Source organism: Candidatus Palauibacter sp. (assembly GCF_965216145.1).
Lineage (GTDB): Bacteria > Gemmatimonadota > Gemmatimonadetes > Palauibacterales > Palauibacteraceae > Palauibacter.
The window spans coordinates 1,507,194-1,527,450 of sequence record NZ_OZ244149.1 but is presented as its reverse complement, the minus strand read 5'-3'; the positions used below and the strand labels follow the sequence as shown (position 1 = coordinate 1,527,450).

Here is a 20,257-nt window from a genome sequence, read left to right as displayed (position 1 = left end):
GGAGGCGGTCTCGTCCCCGTGTTCCGCAATGGCTACCCTACGGCAATGCCGGCCGCGAGTGGCCAAGCCCTGTCGAAACCATGAGTACGACACAAGGAGCACGACCCATGCGCCTCCGCACATCCCTCGCCATGGCGACGCTGGCCGTGGGACTGCTGCCCGCGATTCCGCTCACCGCGCAGTCCGTGATGCCGGCGGGCGATGCCGGCCTCGGCCGCCTCCTGGCCGAGATCGAGCGTCTCGCCCCCAACAGCGGAGGTACCGTTGGCGTGGGCGCCATCCACCTCGAGACCGGCCGCGCCGTGTGGCTCAACGAGGACGACCGCTTTCCGATGGCGTCCACCTACAAGGTCCCGATCGCGGTGCAACTCCTGAGCCGGGTCGACCGGGGCGAGATCTCGCTCGCCGACATGGTCGAGCTCGAACCGACGGACATCCACCCGGGCAGCGGCACGATCTCCAACCTGTTCAACGACCCCGGCGTGTCGCTTTCCCTCCGGAACCTGCTCGAACTGATGCTTCTCATCTCCGACAACAGCGCCACCGACCTCACCCTGACCGCCGCCGGCGGCCCGGATGCCGTGAATGCGCGCATGAGTGAGCTGGGGGTGGAGGGCCTGAGCGTGAACCGTCCGACTTCGGTCCTCATCGGGGACTATTCCGGCGTCGAGACCCCGGCGGACGGGCGGATTTCGATGGCGGAGTTCCGCGACCGGGCGGGCGGAGTCTCGGCCTCGGAGCGGGACGCGGCCCGGGAGGCGTTCTCGACCGACACGCGGGACACGTCGACGCCCCTCGCCATGGCCTACCTGCTGGCCATGACCTGGGCCGGGAAGGCGCTGGGTTCGAAGAATACGGAGGTCTTCAAGGACATCATGCTGCGCGTGCAGACCGGCACCGGCCGCATCAAGGGCGTGCTCCCTCCCGGTACGGAGGTGGGGCACAAGACGGGAACGATCGGCGGGACCACGAACGACGTCGGGTACATCTATCTCCCGGACGGCGCCGGACACGTGATCACGGTGGTGTTCGTGAAGGACTCCGGGCGGCCGGTCCCGGCGCGCGAGGCGACGATCGCCCAGGTTTCCCGCGCCATCTACGACTACTTCCTGTTCAACCCCGGGGCGCCGGCCGACGTGGCCGCCCGGCGCGGCAACCCCCGCTACGGCGTGTGGAAGCTGCGCTCCGACGCGCCGTCCCCGTCGCTCAACGTCATGACGTACGAACCGTGGGGAGACGGCGGGATGAAGATCACCGTCGAGTCCACGAACTCGCGCGGCGGGGAGTCGAAGTGGAGCTACGACACGATGTTCGACGGCGCGTTCCAGCCCGTGACCGGCCGGGAGGGCGTTGAGACGGCGGTGGAAGTGGTCGACCAGTACACGAACCGGATCACGAGCCGCCGGGACGGTCAGGTCACGCAGGTCATCATCAACGTGCTGTCCGAGGACGGGAACCGGATCGACAACGAGTACCGCAGCACCGATGCGGACGGGAACGAACGGGTGTCGCACGCCGTCTACGAGCGCATCGGAGAGGTCGAAGGCCGCTGAGCGGGGCGAGCGCGCGGCCGGCGAGGAGGAGCAGGGACGAAATGTCGAAGGACTACGACGCGATCATCATCGGCGCCGGCGTCATCGGCGTCTGCACCGGCCTCGAACTGGCCAGGCGCGGGTTCCGGACGCTCAACGTCGACAAGCTCCCCGCCGCAGGATACGGCTCGACATCGAACACCTGCGCCATCATCCGTCTCCACTACTCGACGCCGGACGGCGTGGCCATGGCGCGCGAGTCCTATTTCTACTGGCTCGACTGGGGGAAGTACGTCGGCGTGCCGGATCCCTCGGGGCTGGCGCGCTATGTGAGCACGGGCTGCCTCGTGACGAAGACGGAGAAGAACCACTACCTGAAGAAAGTGATGGAGAGTCTCGACGAGCTTCACGTCGCGTACGAGGACCTCGACGCCGAGGGCATGCGGGAGAAGCTCTCCTTCCTCGACACCCGGCAGTTCGGTCCCCCCGTGACGGAGGAGAACCCGGGCTTCGGACGGCCCTCGGGCGGCAACGTGGCCGGGGCCCTCTATATCCCCGAATCCGGCTACATCAACGACCCCCAGCTGTGCTGTCACAACGTGCAACTCGGCTGCGAGGCGCGTGGCGGCGAGTTCCGCTTCAACACCGAGGTGACGCAGATCCTGCGGGAGAACGGGAGGGTCGCGGGCGTCCGGGTGAAGGACGGGTCCGAGATCCGGGCGCCGGTCGTGGTCAACGTGGGCGGGCCGCATTCCTTCGTCATCAACCGCATGGCGGGGGTCGAGGAGGGGATGAACATCAGGACGCGCGCGCTCAAGCAGGAGGTGTGCCACGTCCCCGCGCCGGAGGGCGTCGATTACAACGTGTTGGGGATGCTGATCTCGGACAGCGACATCGGATGCTACTCCCGGCCGGAGGTGGGCAACCACATCCTCATCGGGTCCGAGGATCCGCCCTGCGACAATCTGGAATGGGTCGAGGACCCCGACGACTACGACAACACGTTCAGCCATCAGTGGCGGACGCAGGTGTTGCGGGAGGCGCAGCGGGTGAGGGGGCTGCCCGTGCCGGAGGCGAGGCAGGGGCTCGTGGATCTGTACGACGTGTCGGACGACTGGATCCCCATCTACGACAAGTCGGATCTGCCCGGCTTCTACATGGCGGTGGGGACGTCCGGGAACCAGTTCAAGAACGCGCCGGTGGCGGGGCAACTCATGGCCGAGCTGATTCAGGAGGTCGAGGACGGACGCGACCACGACGCGGACCCGGTCCAGTTCCACATGAAGTATACGAGACGGAACTGCGACCTCGGCTTCTTCAGCCGGCTCCGGACGATGAATCCGGACTCCTCCTACTCCGTCATCGGCTGAACGGTCGCCGGCCGACCGGTGATCCGCTGAGTCTGCGCCGGCCGCACCCCCGCTGGGGGCGCTGAGATTGGGCATCGCCCCGGGGTTCCTCCGCTCGGGACGCCTGTGGGAGGAGAGGCCGCTCCGACGCCACTACGACGTGGTGATCATCGGCGGGGGCATCCACGGGCTCGCCACCGCCTACTACCTCGCGAAGGACCACGGCGTCCGGGACATCGCCGTCCTCGAGAGCCAGTACATCGGGTTCGGAGGGTCGGGCCGGAACACCGCCATCGTGCGGGCGAACCAGCGTACGCAGGAGAACGTCCGGCTCCACGACGAGGGCCTGAAGCTGTGGCCGGTCCTCACGGACGAACTCGACTTCAACCTCATGTTCCACAACTGCGGGAACCTCAACCTCGCCCACAGCGAGGCGGCGGTGTCCGCGTTCCGGCTCGCCATCAACACGGCGGCGTTCTGCGGCGTGCGCTCGGAACTGCTCGACCCGCAGCAGTGCAAGGAAGTGATCCCGGCGCTGGACGTGTCGGACCGCCCCGCGCACCCGATCCAGGCGGGGATGTACCACCCGCCGGGCGGCGTGGTGCGGCACGACGCCGTGGTATGGGGACTCGCGCGGGGGGCCAGCCGGCACGGGGCGGAGATCCACCAGGGGGTGGAGGTCCAGGGGATCGACGTGGACGGCGGGCGGGTGACGGGGGTTCGGACGAACGCAGGGCCGATCGGCTGCCGCAAGCTGGGCATCATGGCGGGCGGATACGGGCCGGCGGTCGCGGCGATGCTGGACATCGAACTGCCGGTGAATCCGCTCACGATCCAGGCCATGGTGACGCAGCCGCTGAAGCCGTTCCTGCACCATGTCGTGAGTTCGGGCGCGTACCACGTCTACGGGAGCCAGACGCTGAAGGGGGAGATCGCGACGGGCGCGCACATGGACCCGCAGGTGAACTACACGACGGACGTCACGGCGCGCTACTTCAAGCACCAGGCCGAGGCGCTGGTCGACTTCATGCCATGTCTGAGGGGCGTCCGCTTCCTGCGCATCTGGGCGGGGCTCGCCGACATGACGCCGGACATGGCGCCCATCCTCGACGGCAACTTCGCGTACGAGGGCCTCTATCTCGATGTCGGGTGGGGGTACTTCGGGTTCAAGTCGGGGCCGGTGGCCGGGAAGTACATGGCGGAGTTCATGGCCCGGGAGGAGGCGCCGGAGATCCTGCGGCCGTTCGCGCTCCGCCGCTTCCTCGAGAACCGCTACATGGGGGAGACGGCCACCGCCATGAAATACGGACAGTGGGACTGACGCGGGGGGTGTGAAGCCGTGACGTTCCGGTTGACGTGCCCGGTGTGCGGGAAGCGCGACGTGTACGAGTTCACCTACGGGGGACCGGAGCGGGGGCCGCGGCCGGCGGATGACGTGCCGCCCGAAGCGCACTTCCGCTGGTCGCAGTTCCGCATGAACCGGCCGAGACCGCGCGAGGAATGGTGGTACCACGGGGCGGGGTGCGGCGTCTGGTTTTCGACTCGGCGCAACCCGGCCACGAACCGCGAGGAGCCGCGGTGAGCCGGCTCCCTCCCTTCCCCACGCAGCGGATCGATCGCGCGCGGCCGCTGCACTTTTGCTGGTGCGGCCGGCGGCTGGAGGGGTTCGAGGGGGATACGGTGGCCTCGGCGCTGTGGGCCGCGGGGGTGCGCACCTTCGGGAGGAGCTTCGAGTACCACCGGCCGCGCGGGCTGTACGACCTGGAGGGGGAGGGGTCGAGCCAGCTCGTGTCGATCGACGGGGTCCCGAACCGGTCGGCGGGCACGACGCCGCTCCGAGAGGGGATGGTGGTCGGGGCCCAGAACGTGCGCGGGGATCCGCGGTTCGACGTGTTCGGGTTTCTGGACCGGCTGGATGGGCTCATGCCGGCGGGGTTCTACTATCGGCTGTTTCACCGGCCCGCCTGGGCCGCCCGGTTCTTCCAGGAACGCATGCGCGGGCTGGCCGGCCTGGGCGTTCTGCGGCTCGACCTGCCGGACGGCGGGGACCGGGGGGAGCGGGCCGAGCGCTACCTGAACGCGGACGTGGCCGTGGTCGGCGGCGGCCCGGCCGGGATGTCCGCGGCGCTCGAGGCCGGGCGGCTGGGCCTGCGCGTGTGCCTGTTCGAGCGCCGGCCGTGGCTGGGCGGGCACTTCGACTGGCGCGTGCGCGAGGGCCGCCCGCTCGCCGGGGAGGCGACGGACCTGATCGAGCGGCTCGGGCGCATGGATTCGGTGCGCGTCTTCTCGCACGCTCCCGTGACGGGGATCTGGGGTGAGAACCTGCTCACGGGCTTCCAGGTCGGGGGGCCCGAAGCGCCGTTCGACGAGACGCACTGGGAGTGCCGCGCGCGAGCGGTCGTGGTCGCGACGGGTTCGATCGAGCGGCCGCTCGCCTTCGAACACAACGACCGCCCGGGGGTGCTGCAGGTCGACACGGCGATCCGGCTGGCGCGGAGCTACGGGGTGCGGCCCGGCGAGGCCGCCGCGTTCAGCGTCGGGGACGACCTGGGGCTCGAGGCCGCGCTCGACCTCGCGGCGCTGGGCGTGGAGGTGCGCGTGGTCGCCGACGCCCGGCGCGAGGGCCACGAGGAGGCCCTGGTGGACGCCCTGGCGGCGGCGGGGATCGACTTCCGGCCGGGGTGGGCCGCATGCCGGGCACGCGGGAGAGGCCGTGTGCGGGGCGTCGAGCTGGCCGCCCTGGGAGCGGGCAGCGGTGCGCCGGGCTCTTCGAGGCGTGACTCGATGCGCGTCGCGTGCGATCTCCTCGTGGCGAGCGCGGGACGGCAGCCGGACATCGGCGTCCTCTCGAGCGCCGGCGCGCGCTTCCGGCACGGCGACCGGACGCAGACCTTCGAACTGCAGCGGCTCCCGCCGGACGTGTTCGCCGCGGGCGGGCTCCTGCGGCTCACCGATCTCGATGCCCTCACGTGCTCGGGCCGCATCGCGGGACTGGAGGCGGCCGCGGCCTGCCGCATGGACGTCGCGGATTCGCTGGCCCGCGCGCGCGCCGCTCTGGCCGACCGGCCCGGCCCCGCCCGGGGCGCGTCGATCGTCCGCGGACCGGCCTCCGGCCCGGGCCGCAAGACGTTCCTCGACTTCGATGAGGACGGCACCTGGAAGAACGCCGTCCAGAGTGCCGCCCTCGGCTTCGACGTGCCCGAGCTCGCCAAGCGCTACGGCAATTTCGGCCTCGGACCGGGGCAGTACCGGGCACCCGGCCAGAACGTGGCCATGGCGATGGCGGAGATCGCCGGGCGGCCGGTCGGCGACTTCGCGGCGACGACGGTGCGGCCGCCGGTCATCCCGCCGTCACTTTCGACGCTCGCCGGACCGAACCATGACGTCTGGAAGCGGACGCCGCTGCACGACGACCTGGCCTCCCGCGGGGCCATCTTCAGGCGGGCGGGGCCCTGGAAACGCGCACGCTACTTCAGCCCGGACCCCCGGTGCCTCGAGGAGATCCGCAACGTGCGGGAGAACGTCGGACTCCTGGACAGTACTCCGCTCGGGAAGTTCAGACTCTGGGGACCCGACGCCATGCGGGCCCTCCAGCGCGTCTACATCTCCGACATGAGCCGGACGCGGCCCGGCCGTTGCACGTATTCGGCGATGTGCAACGACACCGGCAACATCGTCGACGACGGCGTCATCGTGCGCACGGGCGAGGACGAGTTCTACGTCACGACGAGTTCCAACCGGGCGGGGGCGACCATCGAGTGGTTCCGCTTCCACACGCGGTACGACGGGTGGGACTTCAACCTCGTCAACCTCACGGACGCCCTCGCCTCCATCAACGTGGCGGGACCCAACGCGTGGCGGGTGCTCGAGAAGATCACGAGCGCGGATCTCTCGAACGACGCGTTCCCCTATCTCGGCTACCGGGAGATCGAGGTCGGCGACGGCGTGGCGGCCCGCTGCCTGCGGCTCGGGTTCGTGGGCGAACTGTCCTACGAACTCCACGTGCGCGCGAGCGTCGCGCAGTACGTGTGGGACCTGCTGTGGGAGGCCGGGGCGGAGTTCGGCATCCGGCCATTCGGGCTGGAAGCGCAGAACTGCCTGCGAGCCGAGAAGGGACACGTGATCATCGGGACGGAATCCGAACAGCGCGTGACGCTCCTCGACATCGGCATGGGATGGCTCTGGGACCGCGAGGATACGGTCTCCCGGAAGGTGGGCGCCGCAGCGCTCCGCGCCTGCGAGACACAGGACGGGAGGCTAAAGCTCATCGGGCTCCGGATGGATGGCACCGACGGTCAGGCTGGCCAGCGCACCGGACACCGTCCCGACGACGGCGCGATCGTGGTGGACGGAGACCGGATCGTCGGATTCGTGTGCACGACGCGCTTCAGCGAGTCGCTGGACTGGCAGTACGGGCTGGCGCTCGTCGAAGACCGGCTGGCGAAGCGCGGCGGGACGCTCGACCTGTACGAGTCACTCGGCTCGCGGGCCGTGCGATCGAAGGCGACCGTAGTGCCGCCCCACTTCTACGATCCGAAGGGCGAACGGCTCCGTGCCGGCGCGGGCGGGGTAGCGGGTGCGGGCGGGGTGGCCGCCGCGTCCGGGCCCGGCGGCCCAACGTCAGCGACCGCGTCCCTGGCCCGTCGGCGGTCGCCGGTCCGCTTCGACGCCGTGCCCTCGCGCGTCGAGCGCCGGGCCGGCTGGGACGTCGTGCTCGACTGCGACTCGGGCCGCGCAAGCGAGGACGTCCCGCCCCGGGCCAGCTTGATCGACATCAGCCACCGGGCACGCTGGGACGCCCAGGGCCGCGACATCCGGACCGTGCAGCCGTTCGGCCTCGACGTGCCGCCCAACCCGGGGGAGGTCGCGGTCGAAGCCGGCATCATGATCAACCGCATGAACCGGACGCAGGCCTCGCTGTGGCACGTCGGTCCCGGCGCGCCGCCCTCTCCCCCGACGGGGCCGCACTACACGGCCACGACCGACTCCCACTGCTGGCTCGCCATCGTCGGCGAGGCGGCCCCGGCCGTGCTCGAATGCGTGACGGACCTCGACCTGTTCGACCCCGCACGCTCCCTTCCCTTCCTGACGCAGGGGCCGATTCTGCACGTCCCCTGTCAGGTCGTCACCTGGCGTGACGATGCGGTCCTGATCGCGTTCAGCCGGGGGTACGGCCAGACCTTCGTCGAGGCGCTGCTCGCGTCGACCCGCCACGAGGGCCTGCGTCCGGCGGGAGAGCGGGTCTTCACCGACCGGGTCCGCGGACTCGACAGCTGAGACGTTCCCGCGGGAACGTTTCAGTGGCCCTGGCGGACGCCGTGGGCGAGGGCCCGGGCCAGATCCTCCTTCAGATCCTCGGGGTGTTCGAGGCCGACGGACATCCGGAGGAGGTTCTCCGGCGCGCGCGTGGTCGGTCCCTCGATCGAGGCCCGGTGTTCGATCAGAGAGTGCGTCCCGCCGAGGCTCGTGGCGCGGGCGATGATCTTCACCGCGGCCGCGACCGCGAAGGCCTCATCCCTCCCGCCCACGACGTCGAACGCCAGCATCCCTCCGAAATCGGACATCTGCCGCGACGCGAGCCGGTGCCCGGGGTCGTCCTCCAGCCCTGGGTAGTGGACCCGCGCCACGCCGGGGTGCGCATCGAGAAACCGGGCGAGCTCGAGCGCGTTGGCGCAGTGCATGGCCATGCGTGGCGCGAGCGACTCGAGTCCACGTCGCGTGAGCCAGGCGTCGAAGGGCGACGGAATCAGCCCCCCGTCCGTCTGAATCTTGCGCAGGGCGTCGAGCGCCTCCCCCGGTTCGCGGACGATGACCGCACCGCCGGTCACGTCGCTGTGGCCGCCGAAATACTTCGTCGTCGAGTGCATGACGAGATCCGCGCCCAGTTCGAGCGGCCGCTGCAGGAGCGGTGTTGCCCAGGTGTTATCGCAACACGAGAGCGCACCGCCGTCCCGCGCGATCCCGGCGATGGCCTCGATGTCGGAGACCCGGATCAGCGGGTTGGACGGCGTCTCCATCCACACGAGCCGCGTGTTCGGACGCATGGCGGCCCGGACCGCGCCGAGTTCCGCCATATCGACGAACGTCGCCTCGATGCCGCGCTCCGCGAACTGCTCCCGCAGGAGGACGCCGGTGCCGTAGTAGGCGTCATCCGCCGCCAGCACATGATCCCCCGGAGAGAGGGAGAAGATGACGGAGAAGGTCGCGGCCATCCCGGACGGGAAGGCGACGGCCTCCGCCCCGCCCTCGAGCGCCGCCAGCGCCGCCTCCAGCGCCTTCCGGTTGGGATTCCCCGAACGCGAGTAGTCGAACCCGCCCGGGTACGACCCGTCCTCCCCGCGCTCGAACGTGGTCGAGAGCGTGATCGGCGGTGCGATCGCCTTGCTGGCGTCGTCCGGTTCCAGCCCTGACTTCACGGCCAGCGTCTCCATTCGCATACTCACTCTCCTTCGGCAGCAGACTTCTTCACTGAGCGTCACGATGAAACGCGCTGGACCATCCTTCCAACAAACTGCGGACTGCATCACCTCGACGCAGCGAAAGGGGGATCGGCACGTTCAACGGAGTCCCTTCGCCGACCGTCCACAACAGCCCGGCAGGGTCATCCTGCGGTTGTGGAGCCCCAGCCCGCCAAGACCGCTCGAAGGGCTGGTGTAAGGTTTGGCGCCGTTGCGGCATATGAGGAGGTCGGGTCAATAGGTGTGTAAACGTCATCAGGCGGCGATCCTCTCCTGACCCTCGGGGACGGGCTTTCCGTCCTCGAACCTTCTTCCCTCGTACACGTCCCGCAGCAGCTCGGGAGCGTTGAGCTTCCTGAACCTCTTCTCGGCCACTATCAGCAGCCGCCAGATGAGCGCCGTGGCCCGCTCGACGCGCTTGAACCGCTTCGCCGCGGTCGTGCGGAGCCGGACCGAGGCGAACGGACTCTCCACCACGTTGGTCGTCCGCAGGTGCCGCCAGTGCTTCTCGGGGAAGCCGTAGAAGGCCGTCATGCGCTCCCAGTCGTCCTCCAGCACCGACACGGCGTCGGGCTGAGTGGCCCCATAGCGGGTCCTGAACGCCTTGCGCGCCTCCTTCGCCGCCGCCCGCGAGGGCGCGTACGCTGCCGCGCGCAGCATCTCCCTCGCCACCGCCTGCTCTCTCTTGGGCAGCCGGTCCAGCACGTTGGTCGTCTTGTGGTTCCAGCACCGCTGTTCGGCCGCCTCCGGCCACACCTCCCGCGCCGCGCCCCAGATCCCCAGGTTCCCGTCGGCGACCAGAAGCTTCGGCGTCCCGAGCCCCCGAGCCTTCAGATCCCTCAGCACCGCCGCCCACGACTCCGTCGACTCCCGGTAGCCGGGCGTGACCGCCAGCACCTCCTTCGTCCCGTCGCTCATGGCGCCGATGACGACCAGCAGGGCCGCCTTGTCCTTCTCGAGACCCGCCTTCACGTAGATCCCGTCCGCCCACGCGTACACGAGCTCACGGCCTTCCAGCGGCCGGCGGCTCCACGCCTCGTGCTCCACCGTCCACTTCGCCCTGAGCCGCCCCACCGAGGACTTCGACAGCGGCGCCCCGTCGCCCAACAGCCCCCTCAAGGCCAGCTCGAAGTCGCCCTCGGCCAGCCCGTGCAGGTACAGCTCCGGGATCAACTCCCCCACCTCCTTGGTCCGGCGCTGGAACAGCGGCAGCACCCGGCTCTCAAACCGTTCCTCCAGACCCCGCACCCGGGGCCGCCTCACCTCGATCGTCCCCGAACTCATCGCCAGACGGCGCGGCTTGCCGTATCCGTTGCGGTAGCCCGGAGGCGCGTCCACCGCCGCCCGCCGCTCCGACTTCATCCGGCCCAGGAGTTCCGTGACCTCCTCCTCCAGCGCCTGCTGGATCATGTCCCGCGCCTGCTCCCGCACCCACGCCTCCAGCGTCTCCCACGCTGGCCCGGCGAACCTCTCCCGCGTATCGTTGCCCATGAGGCGACGTCCTTTCTCCGGGCCTCACCCCGGATCGCTGGTAAACGGTCAGCTGAAAGGTACGTCGCCTCGCTTTTACACACCTTTTGGTCCTACCTCCATATGAGAACTGTGATCTACTCGTCACTTGGGAGGTACCGTGTCTCGTTTTACCGTGTCGCCCGCTTTTCTTCTTCTGCCCGTCTCCCTGTTCGCGATGGCTAACCCGGCCATGGCGGAAATCACCGCTGACGATTTCGGCGGTTTCGCTGCCTCTCGGTTGATGGAGGCCCCTGCCCCGTCCGTCAGCGACCCAGCGAGCCCTCTGGACCGGTTCTCCGTGCCGATCGCAGCGGCCGACGCGTGCCGCGAGATCGGCGCTGCAAGAGGGATCCGGTCATCCTGCGGCAGGGACGCCTTCATAGAAATGCTCGCCTTCGCGGGCTTCTATTGCGGCCATCACAACTTCAGAGTGCATGAGTTCCATTGCATCCTGCTGCTGGATGGACGCGAGCATTGGATGGTGCGATTCACATGCTAGCACCTGCCCCCATCAGCTTCGTGAGATTTCCGCGCGGACGCGCCCGCAGAAGGCCGCGAGGAGCCCATGGCCGCGCGGTTGCCACGATGGCGGGCGGTCTAGCGGCGATCGTCTTTGCGCCACTGGGCCTGGCCGCAGGTGTGCCCCAGAATGTGGACATGCGGGCCGACGGCCGCGTAGTCGTGACGAACACGGGCGTCGAGCCGAGCGGGACGGACGACGACTTGCGGCTGGTGGAGGAGATGAGGCTCGGTGGTATCTTTGGTGACGGCCCCGACATCTTCGGAGACATCTCCGACATCGCCGTCGCTGATGATGGGCGCATCTTCGTGCTCGATACCGGCGCGCAGGAGGTGCGGGTATTCGGCGACGACGGCCGCTACTTGCGGGGGATGGCGCGGGACGGTGAGGGTCCCGGGGAGTTGCACTACTTGCCCGGCTCCGAAAACGGCGGCATGCGTGTCGTCTTGCACGAGCCCAACCGGCTGTGGATCGGAAGTGCCCTGCAGCACCTGGTGCTCGACTCCCTCGGGAACGAAGTCGCTAGAGCCCCGCTGCGCGTCCCCTGGTATGTCGAGGGTGAGTTCATCACCCGTGAACGGGTCGTGGGTAGCGACGAGCGATTCGTCTACCAGGACGTGTCGGTCGGCGCGAAGCGTACAGAGGACGACCTCGACTACCCGCGCTACAATTACGCCGTGCGGCTACCGCGGCCGGTGGACGGGGAGACCGTTTACGGACCTGGGGACTCGCTAAGGATCGAGACCCGGCGCATCAACGTGAGCCCGCCCGCAATCCGCTCCGTCCCCGGCCGGGGGCAGGCAATGGTGAGCATGAGCGAGGCCAGCCCCAGGCAGTTCGCGTGGACGGTGGGGGGTGGGAATGTGTGGCTCGCCCACAGGTCCGCGTACCGGTTCCACGAGGTGACCTTCGCCGGGGACACGATCCGGACAGTAGAGTTGGGCGATCCTCCTCCGTCCCCCCCGCTCACGGAAGTCCTTGATGCCGCAGAACTCAACCCTCGGATCGCGGCGCTGCATGTATCTCCGGAAGGATGGCTATGGGTGGCCCGCGAGGGCGAGGAGGACGAGGGGTCAAGCTGGGATCTCTTCGACAACTGCGGGCGCTACCGAGGCGCGGTCGGCGCGCCGGATCGCCTTTGGGCGCTGAGCCTCGGCGCACGCGGAGAAGTCTACGGCGTGGTTTCGGACGCCTTCGACGTGGACTACGTGCTCCGACTGCGACTCGAGGGAGCGGACGGCACACGGGTTACAATGGAGACCTGCACCTTCTGACGCGCGAGGCGGCCGTCACCCACGAACAGTACGGCGGGACCGGAGGGCCCCGCCGGCGAGCACGCCCACGGGACCCATGACGAGCATCACGACGGGATACCATGTCGGCCCGTAGGCTTCGCCCGACGACGAGAGGCCGGCAAGCGAGGCGAGGCTGAAGAACACGAGAATCGCGGCCAGGACTCCGGCGTGGACTCGGGGCGCCCTGGGCGCGGCCAGGGCGGTGAGAAAGCCCGCCAGAACGGTGATCACGAGTCGCGTTCCCAGGCTCGCGCCGATAAAGGCGGCGTCCGGCGGCGTCCCCGACCCGACGCCGAGGGTCGAGATCAGCAACCGGCCGGTGAGCACGGAGCCGAACGTCAGCACGGCGAATCCGAGGATGACTGCGGCGACGCCCCGGAGCAGCGAGGCGTCGCCCATGCGGGACCAGGTCTCGACTGCCTCCTCAAGGTCGGGACGGAGCCCCGGAGGCTGGGGTCCGGGAGTCGGGGGTCCCGAGGGGGTCACCGGGCCCTCTCCATGATCGGCAGGACGATGTGCGATGCGTAGTCGGCGGCGTGATGAACGGTGTTTTCGGCGATATCCCATTCGGTCTCGTCGTAGTTGTTGCCGCCCGTGTTCAGGTTGCGGTCGAACCGGGGGAAGTTGGAACTGGAGACTTCGATCCGCACGCGGTGGCCGGGCGCGAACCAGTGCGCCACCGAATGTAGATCGACGCGGACCTCGTATGCTTCACCCTCCTCCATCATCACCGGCGCCTCGTAGCCATCGCGATACCGCGCCCGCTTGATTCCTTCGACGATGTTGATGGCCCGCCCGTCGGGGTGGACGTCGAGGAGCTTCACGGTGAAGTCGGTGTCCGGGGCGCTCGAACTCACGTGGAGCCTCGCCTCGATCGGACCCGCGATCTCGAGGCCGTCCTCGCCGACCGGATCGCCCGTGTAGACGAGCACGTCCTCGCGGTCCTCGATGTCCGACTGGTCGTAGGCGCCCGGCTGGTCGGCGGGGTTCCCGGTGCAGCAGACCGACCCGCCACGCGAGGGGACGGGGTCGCCGGGGTCGTAGACGTACGCGTCCGGGGGTTCGTCGCCGGGCGCCTCCGCGCTCAGCGCCCCGTCCCCGAACCTCGAGTTCGCGGCCCCGCCGCTGCGGAGATAGAAGCGCCTCGCCTCGGCCCCGGACGGCGGCCACGTATCCGCCGTGGCCCACTCGTTCCGGCCCATCACGTAGTAGTGGATCTTCGGGATCTCCGTGATCCCGTTCTCCTCGCCCTTGAGCCAGTAGTCGAACCAGGCGAGATAGAGCGACCAGTACGGCAGGCGGGCGTCGCCGAAATCGATCTCGCCGACGACGGTCTGTTCCGTGGCCCTTTCGGACATGCAGTGGGACGTCGGGGAGAGGATCGCGTACTGGTGCGTCCCCCCCCGGTCGCTCACCGCGTTGTCCTGCATCATGCTCCGCTGCTGCAGCGTCTCGTTGGCGCCGAGGTCGTACCACGAGTTGACGTGCAGCGCCGGCGTGTCGAAGCGGTCGTCGTCGCGCAGATAGCCGAGCTGGTCCCACCACTCGTCGGCGAGCGGCGTGCTCAGGATCTCTTCCCAGTCCGTGTCGCGGTCGGGGGGACCGTACTTCCGCATGAGGTCGATCGTGGGCAGCTCGCGGAGCGCCGCGAACGCCTCCACCGGAGGGGCGGGCTCACCTCCGGGCCGCTTCTGGCCGTTCCCCCGGAACCAGCCGAAGCTGGCGGAGAGACCGAACGTCCCGCCCTCGAAGATGCCGAAGTAGCCGTAGCGCTCCCCCGCCGAACCGACCGCGCCCCCGGCGGCGAGCGGAATCGCGGCGGCGTGCGCCGGGTGCCGCTGCGTCATGAGCTGGGTCTGGTTCTCGCCCAGATAGGAGCAGCCGAACGTGCCCACCCGGCCGTTCGACCACGGCTGCGTCGCGGCCCATTCGACGGCGTCGTAGCCGTCGAGGCGGTCCGCTGCGGACAGGAGGTAATCCCCTTCCGAGGCATACCTCCCGCGCACATCCTGCACGACCACGGCGTAGCCCTGGCCGGCGAAGAACTCCGCGGGCCCGATCGCGCCGCCGCTGTAGGTCTCCTTGTTGTAGGGCAGCCGGATGAGGACGACGGGAAGAGCAGCTTCGTTCTCCGAGGCCCCGACGGGCATGTAGAGATCGGTGGCCAGCCGGACGCCGTCGCGCATCGGCACCATCAGATCCTTCTCGACCTGAACCTCGAAGCGCGCCTCGGGGCGGGTGTAGGGGTCGGCCGGATCCGACGCGAGGTGTTGGAGAGCTTCCGACGCCGTGGGCTCCGAATCGTCGGGCGGCGGGCCGCACGCACCGAAGAACGGCACCGCCACGAGCGCCGTGGCGATCAGCCGTGTCCGGATGCGGTGCGGTTTGTCCATCGGGCCCCTCCTCGGGAGATTTCATCTGCCTCGTCGACAACATACCGGACGACTCCCCGAAGCGCCGGTAGGGTCGCCGGGCGATCGTAACCCCGCGGAACGGACGTCGTGACGCGAACCGAACGGAGCCAAAGCGAAGGAGGGATGAGCCACTTGGGAGATGCGACCGGCACCAAGGTTCTGCAGAGAATTCCCGGCGTCGGGCCCAGTATTGCGGCCGATCTCTCGGGTCTCGGGATCGAGCGCGTGAGCGACCTCGAGGGATGCGACCCGAACCAGCTCTACGAGAACCTGTGCTCGCAGCGGAGACAGCATATCGACCGGTGCGTGCTCTACGTCTTCCGCTGCGCCGTCTACTTCGCGGAGACCGCCGGACCCGACCTCGAACTTCTCAAGTGGTGGAACTGGAAAGACCGCGTGCACGCGAACGAACATCCACCCACGCACGCCTGACGGGCGGGGCGAGCGATGGCTTCGGACGTCCACCGGCGCATCTTCGACGTCGTCGCTCGGATCCCTGCGGGCCGGGTGGCGACCTACGGGCAGGTCGCGCGGCTGGCCGGGCTCGGGGGTCAGGCCCGTCTCGTCGGGTACGCGCTGCACATGGCGGATCGGCCTCTCCCCTGGCACCGGGTCATCAACGCGCGGGGCGAGATCAGCTCCCGCGGGGACTCCTTCTCCGAGACGCTGCAGTACCGGCTCCTGGCCGCGGAGGGATTGGTATTCGACGAGCAGGGTCGCATTCCGCTGGAACGCTTCGGCTGGGACGGGGAGGAAGCCCCGGCCGGCCCGGCTGGCGAGGGCTCCTGAGCCGTCACACTTTGCGACCCGTGCTCGGTTTTCTCGCGCAGATCGGGAGCGCTCCCATGCCTCGTCATTTCCGCCCGTCCCTGTTCATCGCCCTCCTCTTCGCGGGCCTGGCCGCCGGGCTCCCCCGTGGACCGCTGCTGGCGCAGGACACCCTCGTGCAAACGGTGGCGGGGAACCTCGAGGGCGTTGTCGAAAAAGGCGCCCGGGTGTTCAGGGGAATTCCGTTCGCGGCGCCGCCGGTGGGCGAGTTGCGCTGGAAGCCACCGCAGCCGGTCGACGCATGGGGACGCGCTACCCTGCCCGCGAACAGTTTCGGACCCCAGTGCATGCAGGCGCCCTTTGCGGCCGGATCGGTCTTCAGCGGTCCGCCGACCCCCGCCGCCGAGGACTGTCTGTACCTGAACGTGTGGACAGGGGCCGGGGCCGCGGAGGAGCGACGCCCGGTCATGGTCTGGATCCACGGGGGCGCGCTCACCCGGGGCTCCGGCTCCGTGGGGGCCTACGATGGGGGCGCGCTGGCCGCGAAGGGCGCCGTCGTGGTTACGATCAACTACCGGCTCGGGCCCTTCGGCTACCTGGCGCACCCGCTGCTCACGGCCGAGTCCGAGCACGGATCTTCGGGCAACTACGGCGTGCTGGACCAGATCGCGGCGCTCGAGTGGGTGCGCGACAACATCGCGGCCTTCGGCGGCGACCCCGACCGCGTGACGATCTTCGGCGAGTCCGCCGGCTCCTGGAGCGTGAACACGCTCATGGCGACGCCGCTCGCCGCGGGCCTCTTCCACCGCGCGATCGGCCAGAGCGGAGGACGGTTCGGTCCGATGATGCGTCTTTCCGACGCGGCGGAGGAGGGCCGATCGGCCGCGGAGACCGGGAGCGCGTTCATCGACGCCATCGGAGCAACAACCCTCGAAGAGATGCGCGCCGCCTCCGCTTCCAGGGTGATGGGAGCCCTCGCCACCCCGGGTGGACGCGGCTTCAGGACCGCCGAGAACGTGGATGGCTGGGTGCTCCCGACCGACGTCGCGACCGCGTTCGCCGAGGGGCGGCACAACAACGTCCCGGTGCTGCTCGGGTTCAACGCGGATGAGATGACCTCTCTCAGTTCCCCGCGGTCGGTGCCGGTAACGCTCGCCGCGTGGGGCGAATGGGTGGCGGGCCGCGTGGGAGACGAGGCGGAACTGTTCGAGTCCGTGTACCCCGCGGTCGAGGAGAGCGAGATCTCCAATGTCTTCATGCGCAGCCGCGGCGACGCCCTGTTCGGCATCCAGATGCGGACGTGGGCGCGGGCTTCGGAAGCCGCCGGCGCGGACGCGTGGCTCTACTACTTCACGCACGAGCCGCCGGGGCCGGCCAAGGCGTACCTCAAGTCGTACCACGCGGGGGAAATCGTGTACGCGTTCGGCAACGTGGGTCCCGGGGAGCGGGAGGCGGCGGACCGTCGGCTGGCGCGGAGCATGTCCTCCTACTGGGTGAATTTCGCGGCAACGGGCGATCCCAACGGCCCGGGGCTGCCGCCGTGGCCGGCCTACACGCCTGGCGGCGAGGCGTACCTGATCCTCGGTCCCACCGTCGAGGCAGCCACCGGACTCCGCGCGGCGCAGCTGGATTTCTGGGGCCGTCGGCTCCAGGCGGGCTTGCCGTGAGCGGGCCACTCTGCCGGAGGCTCGCCGAGATACGCGCGGAGAAGGAAGCCGCGCGCCCGGCCGCCGCCACGGCGATCATGAACGCCGGCACCGAGGCGCTGCGGGCTTCCGGCATCCTCGACCGCGTGCCTCAGCCGGGAGATCGCGCTCCGCTCTTCGCCCGTCCGAGCGTGGCCGGGCCTACGGTCCGCCTCCAGTCGCTCCTCCGGCGAGGCCCCGTCGTGCTCAGCTTCTTCCGCGGCCGCTGGTGACCCTACTGCCGCGAGGAGCAGGCTGCTCTTCAATCCGTCCTCCCGGAGATCGAGGCCCGGAGCGCGCGGCTCGTCACCCTCTCCCCCCAACTCGCCGAGTACGCCCGCGGCTGGATCGAGGAGGACGGGATCGAGTTCGACGTCCTGCTCGATCTGGGCCTCGGCGTGGCGCGGGACTACGGCCTCACGTTCACGGTCGAGGGAGAACTGCGGGACCTCTATCGTGACGGGCTCGGGATCGATCTCTCCCGCTTCAACGGGGACGAGTCCTGGGAGCTTCCGCTATCCGCCACCTTCGTGATCGACACCTCGGGCACCATCGTCTACTCCTGCGCCGACCCCGACTACACGGTGCGGGCCGAACCGGACGAGGTCCTCGCCGCCATCCCGACCCCAGACTAGCGCGAGCGTTCGTTGCCCGAGGTGCGGGACGAGGTTCGGCTGTTGCACGGGCTTCGGGGGCGCATGCGGGACGGGGTCCGGCTGTCGGCGGATGTCTACCTGCCCGCGGCTGGCGGCCCCTTCCCCACCATCGTGACGCGTACACCGTACGAGAGCGCCCGCGACGTGTTCATCGAGAACGGGTTCTGGTGGGCTCGGCGCGGGTACGCGTTCGTGGTCCAGGACTGCCGCGGCCGCTTCGAGTCGGAGGGTGTGCTCCACACGGCCGCGTACCCTTCACACCTGCGGCTGTCGGTGGCGGCCTCCCGCGCGCCTGAGAGTCCCTTGAGCGCCCGCCACCGGTGAGCGCTCTCGACTGGCTGATCGTCCTCGGACTCAACGGGGCGATCATCGCCTACGGTCTTCGCCGCGCGCGCGGCACCTCCACCAGCGGCGAGTGGTTTCTGAGTTCGCGCTCGCTTCCCTGGTGGGCCGTCGGCCTGTCGCTCTTCGCCACCAACATGGACAACTCGGAGTTCGTGTCCGCCACGGGGACGATCTCGAGCGAGGGGCTGCACTTCCTCTCCGCGCACACGTTCGGGGGGCTGGTCGGCGTGACGCTCGCGACCTTCCTGATCGTCCCCGCCATCTACCGCGCCGGACTGTACACGAACGCCGAATACCTCGAGCATCGCTTCGGCCCCGGCACGCGCGTCCTCGGCGCGCTGATCCAGATCCAGTATCGGACGTCCGTCCTCGGCCTCATGATCTGGTCCGTCTACCTCACGCTGGTCGGGGTCGGCGGGCTCGGGCCGGGTCTCGCGTGGACGTTGATCGTGTCGCTCGTGGTCCTGTCGGGCGCCTACACGGCCATGGGCGGGTTGCGGGCGGTGGTCGCTACCGACGTGCTGCAGAGCGTACTCGTCATCGCGGGGGGGCTCGCCGTGTGCGTCGCCGTCTGGCAGGCCGTTGGCGGGTGGGACGTGATGATGGCCGAGTTGGAGAGCCTGGGGACGGCCGCCGAGGGGCTCGCGCCGGGCCTCGCGGCGCCCGATCTGGCCCATGTGAGTTCGTTCCGGGGGCGGGACGGAAACACCTCGCCGGTCGTCATCTTCATCGCGTGGATCCTCATCTCCTCCGGCTGGTGGACCGTGAGCCACACCTCGACGCAGCGGATGATGGGCGCGCGGTCGCTTTGGGACATGAAGATGGCCGGAGTGCTGGGCGTCGGTGTGAGCCTCGTCGTCCTGGTCTTCACGGACATGCTCGGACTCTTCGGACGGGCGCGTTTCCCGGACTTCGCGCAGCCCGACGCCATGTACCCCCATCTGATCGCCACCTACCTGGGGGTCGGGGCCAAGGGGCTCGTCGTGGCGGGTGTCGTGAGCGCCGCCGTGAGCACGTTCGACTCCATTGGATCGTCGATGTCAGCCGTCTTCACGCGCGACATCTACGCGCGCTTCGTCTCGCGTGACCGCGACGACGCCCACTACCTGCGCGCGGGACGCATCGCGACGGTCGCGATCCTGGTGCTGGGGTTCGCCTACCTGCCGTTGATCCTGCGCGCGCCGACGATGCTCGCCGCCTTCCGCTCGGTCACCTCGGTCTTCGTCACGCCGCTGCTGATCGTCTACCTGGTCGGTGCCGTGACCCGCACGAACCGGCGGGTCGGCATCTTCGGCCTCGCCGCGGGCGGGCTGTACGGGGTCGTCGGGTTCCTCGACCGGGAGGTGGTCGACGTGTCGTGGCTGCCCGCGTGGTTCACCGGGCAGTGGGAGGCTTTCGTGTGGGCGGTCGTCTTCACCGCGGCCGGCTGTGCGTTCGCGGCGCTGCTCCCCCGCTGGCGGCGCGCGGCGCCCGTGACGGAGGGCGTGGCCCCAGGCGGATGGCTTGCGAAGAGTTCGGGCCAACTCGGCCCGATACGGCTGCACCCCTTCGAGGGGCGCGTCCCGCTGCTGGCGAGTCCAGTGCTCTACACGGGAGTTCTTGCGGCGATTTCGGCCTGGCTCGTCTTCGGGCTGTTCTGGTGACACTGGCGCGCGGCCGGGTCGATCCGCAGCGTTGGGCGACTTCGGAGCCGACCATTCGGCGGGCACCGCACCTCGGGACC

At 69.5% G+C, this 20,257-nt stretch carries 17 protein-coding genes and 1 pseudogene; 14 read left to right on the top strand and 4 right to left on the bottom strand.

Features of this window, described 5'->3' with window-relative positions:
• The first annotated feature begins 107 nt into the window (after positions 1-107).
• The 5 genes from bla to ACOOHF_RS06640 all read left to right on the top strand — a co-directional run bounded on the left by bla (position 108) and on the right by ACOOHF_RS06640 (position 8,158).
• On the top strand, positions 108-1,553 hold the full coding sequence (bla, locus tag ACOOHF_RS06660; protein ID WP_420463900.1) for a class A beta-lactamase: 1,446 nt from the start codon (positions 108-110) through the stop codon (positions 1,551-1,553).
• A gap of 41 nt (positions 1,554-1,594) precedes the next feature.
• The gene (locus tag ACOOHF_RS06655; protein WP_420463899.1) at positions 1,595-2,902 is read left to right on the top strand and encodes an NAD(P)/FAD-dependent oxidoreductase; all 1,308 of its coding nucleotides are present in this window, start codon (positions 1,595-1,597) and stop codon (positions 2,900-2,902) included.
• 67 nt (positions 2,903-2,969) lie between these two features.
• A complete protein-coding gene (locus tag ACOOHF_RS06650) occupies positions 2,970-4,202 on the top strand; it encodes an FAD-dependent oxidoreductase (protein WP_420463898.1) in 1,233 nt (410 codons plus the stop codon).
• Positions 4,203-4,220: 18 nt separating this feature from the next.
• The gene (locus ACOOHF_RS06645; RefSeq protein WP_420463897.1) at positions 4,221-4,463 is read left to right on the top strand and encodes a sarcosine oxidase subunit delta; all 243 of its coding nucleotides are present in this window, start codon (positions 4,221-4,223) and stop codon (positions 4,461-4,463) included.
• On the top strand, positions 4,460-8,158 hold the full coding sequence (locus ACOOHF_RS06640; RefSeq protein WP_420463896.1) for a 2Fe-2S iron-sulfur cluster-binding protein: 3,699 nt from the start codon (positions 4,460-4,462) through the stop codon (positions 8,156-8,158). The genes ACOOHF_RS06645 and ACOOHF_RS06640 overlap by 4 nt, the downstream gene beginning before the upstream one ends.
• 20 nt (positions 8,159-8,178) lie before the next feature.
• On the opposite strand, the gene ACOOHF_RS06635 is transcribed toward ACOOHF_RS06640, so the two are convergent.
• Positions 8,179-9,318 (bottom strand): trans-sulfuration enzyme family protein, encoded by a 1,140-nt coding sequence (locus ACOOHF_RS06635; protein ID WP_420463895.1) that lies wholly within the window; start codon positions 9,316-9,318, stop codon positions 8,179-8,181.
• A 276-nt stretch (positions 9,319-9,594) separates the two neighbouring features.
• Positions 9,595-10,830 (bottom strand): IS256 family transposase, encoded by a 1,236-nt coding sequence (locus tag ACOOHF_RS06630; protein WP_420462963.1) that lies wholly within the window; start codon positions 10,828-10,830, stop codon positions 9,595-9,597.
• 139 nt (positions 10,831-10,969) lie between these two features.
• Here ACOOHF_RS06630 and ACOOHF_RS06625 point away from each other — a divergent pair, with 139 nt between their 5' ends.
• Together ACOOHF_RS06625 and ACOOHF_RS06620 are read left to right on the top strand one after the other, a co-directional pair.
• Positions 10,970-11,350 (top strand): hypothetical protein, encoded by a 381-nt coding sequence (locus tag ACOOHF_RS06625; RefSeq protein ID WP_420463894.1) that lies wholly within the window; start codon positions 10,970-10,972, stop codon positions 11,348-11,350.
• 86 nt (positions 11,351-11,436) lie between these two features.
• The gene (locus ACOOHF_RS06620) at positions 11,437-12,645 is read left to right on the top strand and encodes a 6-bladed beta-propeller (protein ID WP_420463893.1); all 1,209 of its coding nucleotides are present in this window, start codon (positions 11,437-11,439) and stop codon (positions 12,643-12,645) included.
• A 15-nt stretch (positions 12,646-12,660) separates the two neighbouring features.
• On the opposite strand, the gene ACOOHF_RS06615 is transcribed toward ACOOHF_RS06620, so the two are convergent.
• Both ACOOHF_RS06615 and ACOOHF_RS06610 read right to left on the bottom strand, forming a co-directional pair.
• The gene (locus ACOOHF_RS06615) at positions 12,661-13,152 is read right to left on the bottom strand and encodes a hypothetical protein (RefSeq protein WP_420463892.1); all 492 of its coding nucleotides are present in this window, start codon (positions 13,150-13,152) and stop codon (positions 12,661-12,663) included.
• Positions 13,149-15,059: a CocE/NonD family hydrolase gene (locus ACOOHF_RS06610; RefSeq protein ID WP_420463891.1), complete on the bottom strand. Its 1,911-nt coding sequence runs from the start codon at positions 15,057-15,059 to the stop codon at positions 13,149-13,151. Before ACOOHF_RS06610 ends, ACOOHF_RS06615 begins: the two co-directional genes overlap by 4 nt.
• 144 nt (positions 15,060-15,203) lie before the next feature.
• Here ACOOHF_RS06610 and ACOOHF_RS06605 point away from each other — a divergent pair, with 144 nt between their 5' ends.
• The 7 genes and pseudogenes from ACOOHF_RS06605 to ACOOHF_RS06575 all read left to right on the top strand — a co-directional run bounded on the left by ACOOHF_RS06605 (position 15,204) and on the right by ACOOHF_RS06575 (position 20,177).
• Positions 15,204-15,512 carry a helix-hairpin-helix domain-containing protein gene (locus ACOOHF_RS06605; RefSeq protein WP_420463890.1) on the top strand — a complete coding sequence of 103 codons (309 nt, stop codon included), beginning with the start codon at positions 15,204-15,206 and terminating at the stop codon, positions 15,510-15,512.
• 15 nt (positions 15,513-15,527) lie between these two features.
• On the top strand, positions 15,528-15,869 hold the full coding sequence (locus tag ACOOHF_RS06600; RefSeq protein ID WP_420463889.1) for an MGMT family protein: 342 nt from the start codon (positions 15,528-15,530) through the stop codon (positions 15,867-15,869).
• 56 nt (positions 15,870-15,925) lie between these two features.
• Complete coding sequence (locus ACOOHF_RS06595; protein ID WP_420463888.1) at positions 15,926-17,515, top strand: carboxylesterase/lipase family protein; 1,590 nt, start codon at positions 15,926-15,928, stop codon at positions 17,513-17,515.
• Positions 17,512-17,766 (top strand): hypothetical protein, encoded by a 255-nt coding sequence (locus tag ACOOHF_RS06590; RefSeq protein ID WP_420463887.1) that lies wholly within the window; start codon positions 17,512-17,514, stop codon positions 17,764-17,766. Before ACOOHF_RS06595 ends, ACOOHF_RS06590 begins: the two co-directional genes overlap by 4 nt.
• 12 nt (positions 17,767-17,778) lie before the next feature.
• Positions 17,779-18,168: pseudogene (locus ACOOHF_RS06585) on the top strand (redoxin domain-containing protein); the annotation flags it as partial.
• Between the two features lie 21 nt (positions 18,169-18,189).
• Positions 18,190-18,513 carry a CocE/NonD family hydrolase gene (locus tag ACOOHF_RS06580; protein WP_420464343.1) on the top strand — a complete coding sequence of 108 codons (324 nt, stop codon included), beginning with the start codon at positions 18,190-18,192 and terminating at the stop codon, positions 18,511-18,513.
• Positions 18,510-20,177, top strand: a complete 1,668-nt coding sequence (locus ACOOHF_RS06575; RefSeq protein ID WP_420463886.1) for a sodium:solute symporter family transporter — start codon at positions 18,510-18,512, stop codon at positions 20,175-20,177. The genes ACOOHF_RS06580 and ACOOHF_RS06575 overlap by 4 nt, the downstream gene beginning before the upstream one ends.
• The last annotated feature ends 80 nt before the right edge of the window (positions 20,178-20,257 follow it).

Bases quoted from the DNA above. Each gene is read 5' to 3' on its own strand.
- bla (WP_420463900.1), top strand. From the start codon at position 108: ATGCGCCTCCGCACATCCCTCGCCATGGCGACGCTGGCCGTGGGACTG.
- ACOOHF_RS06655 (WP_420463899.1), top strand. From the start codon at position 1,595: ATGTCGAAGGACTACGACGCGATCATCATCGGCGCCGGCGTCATCGGC.
- ACOOHF_RS06635 (WP_420463895.1), bottom strand. From the start codon at position 9,318: ATGCGAATGGAGACGCTGGCCGTGAAGTCAGGGCTGGAACCGGACGAC.
- ACOOHF_RS06630 (WP_420462963.1), bottom strand. From the start codon at position 10,830: ATGGGCAACGATACGCGGGAGAGGTTCGCCGGGCCAGCGTGGGAGACG.
- ACOOHF_RS06620 (WP_420463893.1), top strand. From the start codon at position 11,437: ATGGCGGGCGGTCTAGCGGCGATCGTCTTTGCGCCACTGGGCCTGGCC.
- ACOOHF_RS06610 (WP_420463891.1), bottom strand. From the start codon at position 15,059: ATGGACAAACCGCACCGCATCCGGACACGGCTGATCGCCACGGCGCTC.
- ACOOHF_RS06605 (WP_420463890.1), top strand. From the start codon at position 15,204: ATGAGCCACTTGGGAGATGCGACCGGCACCAAGGTTCTGCAGAGAATT.
- ACOOHF_RS06600 (WP_420463889.1), top strand. From the start codon at position 15,528: ATGGCTTCGGACGTCCACCGGCGCATCTTCGACGTCGTCGCTCGGATC.
- ACOOHF_RS06595 (WP_420463888.1), top strand. From the start codon at position 15,926: ATGCCTCGTCATTTCCGCCCGTCCCTGTTCATCGCCCTCCTCTTCGCG.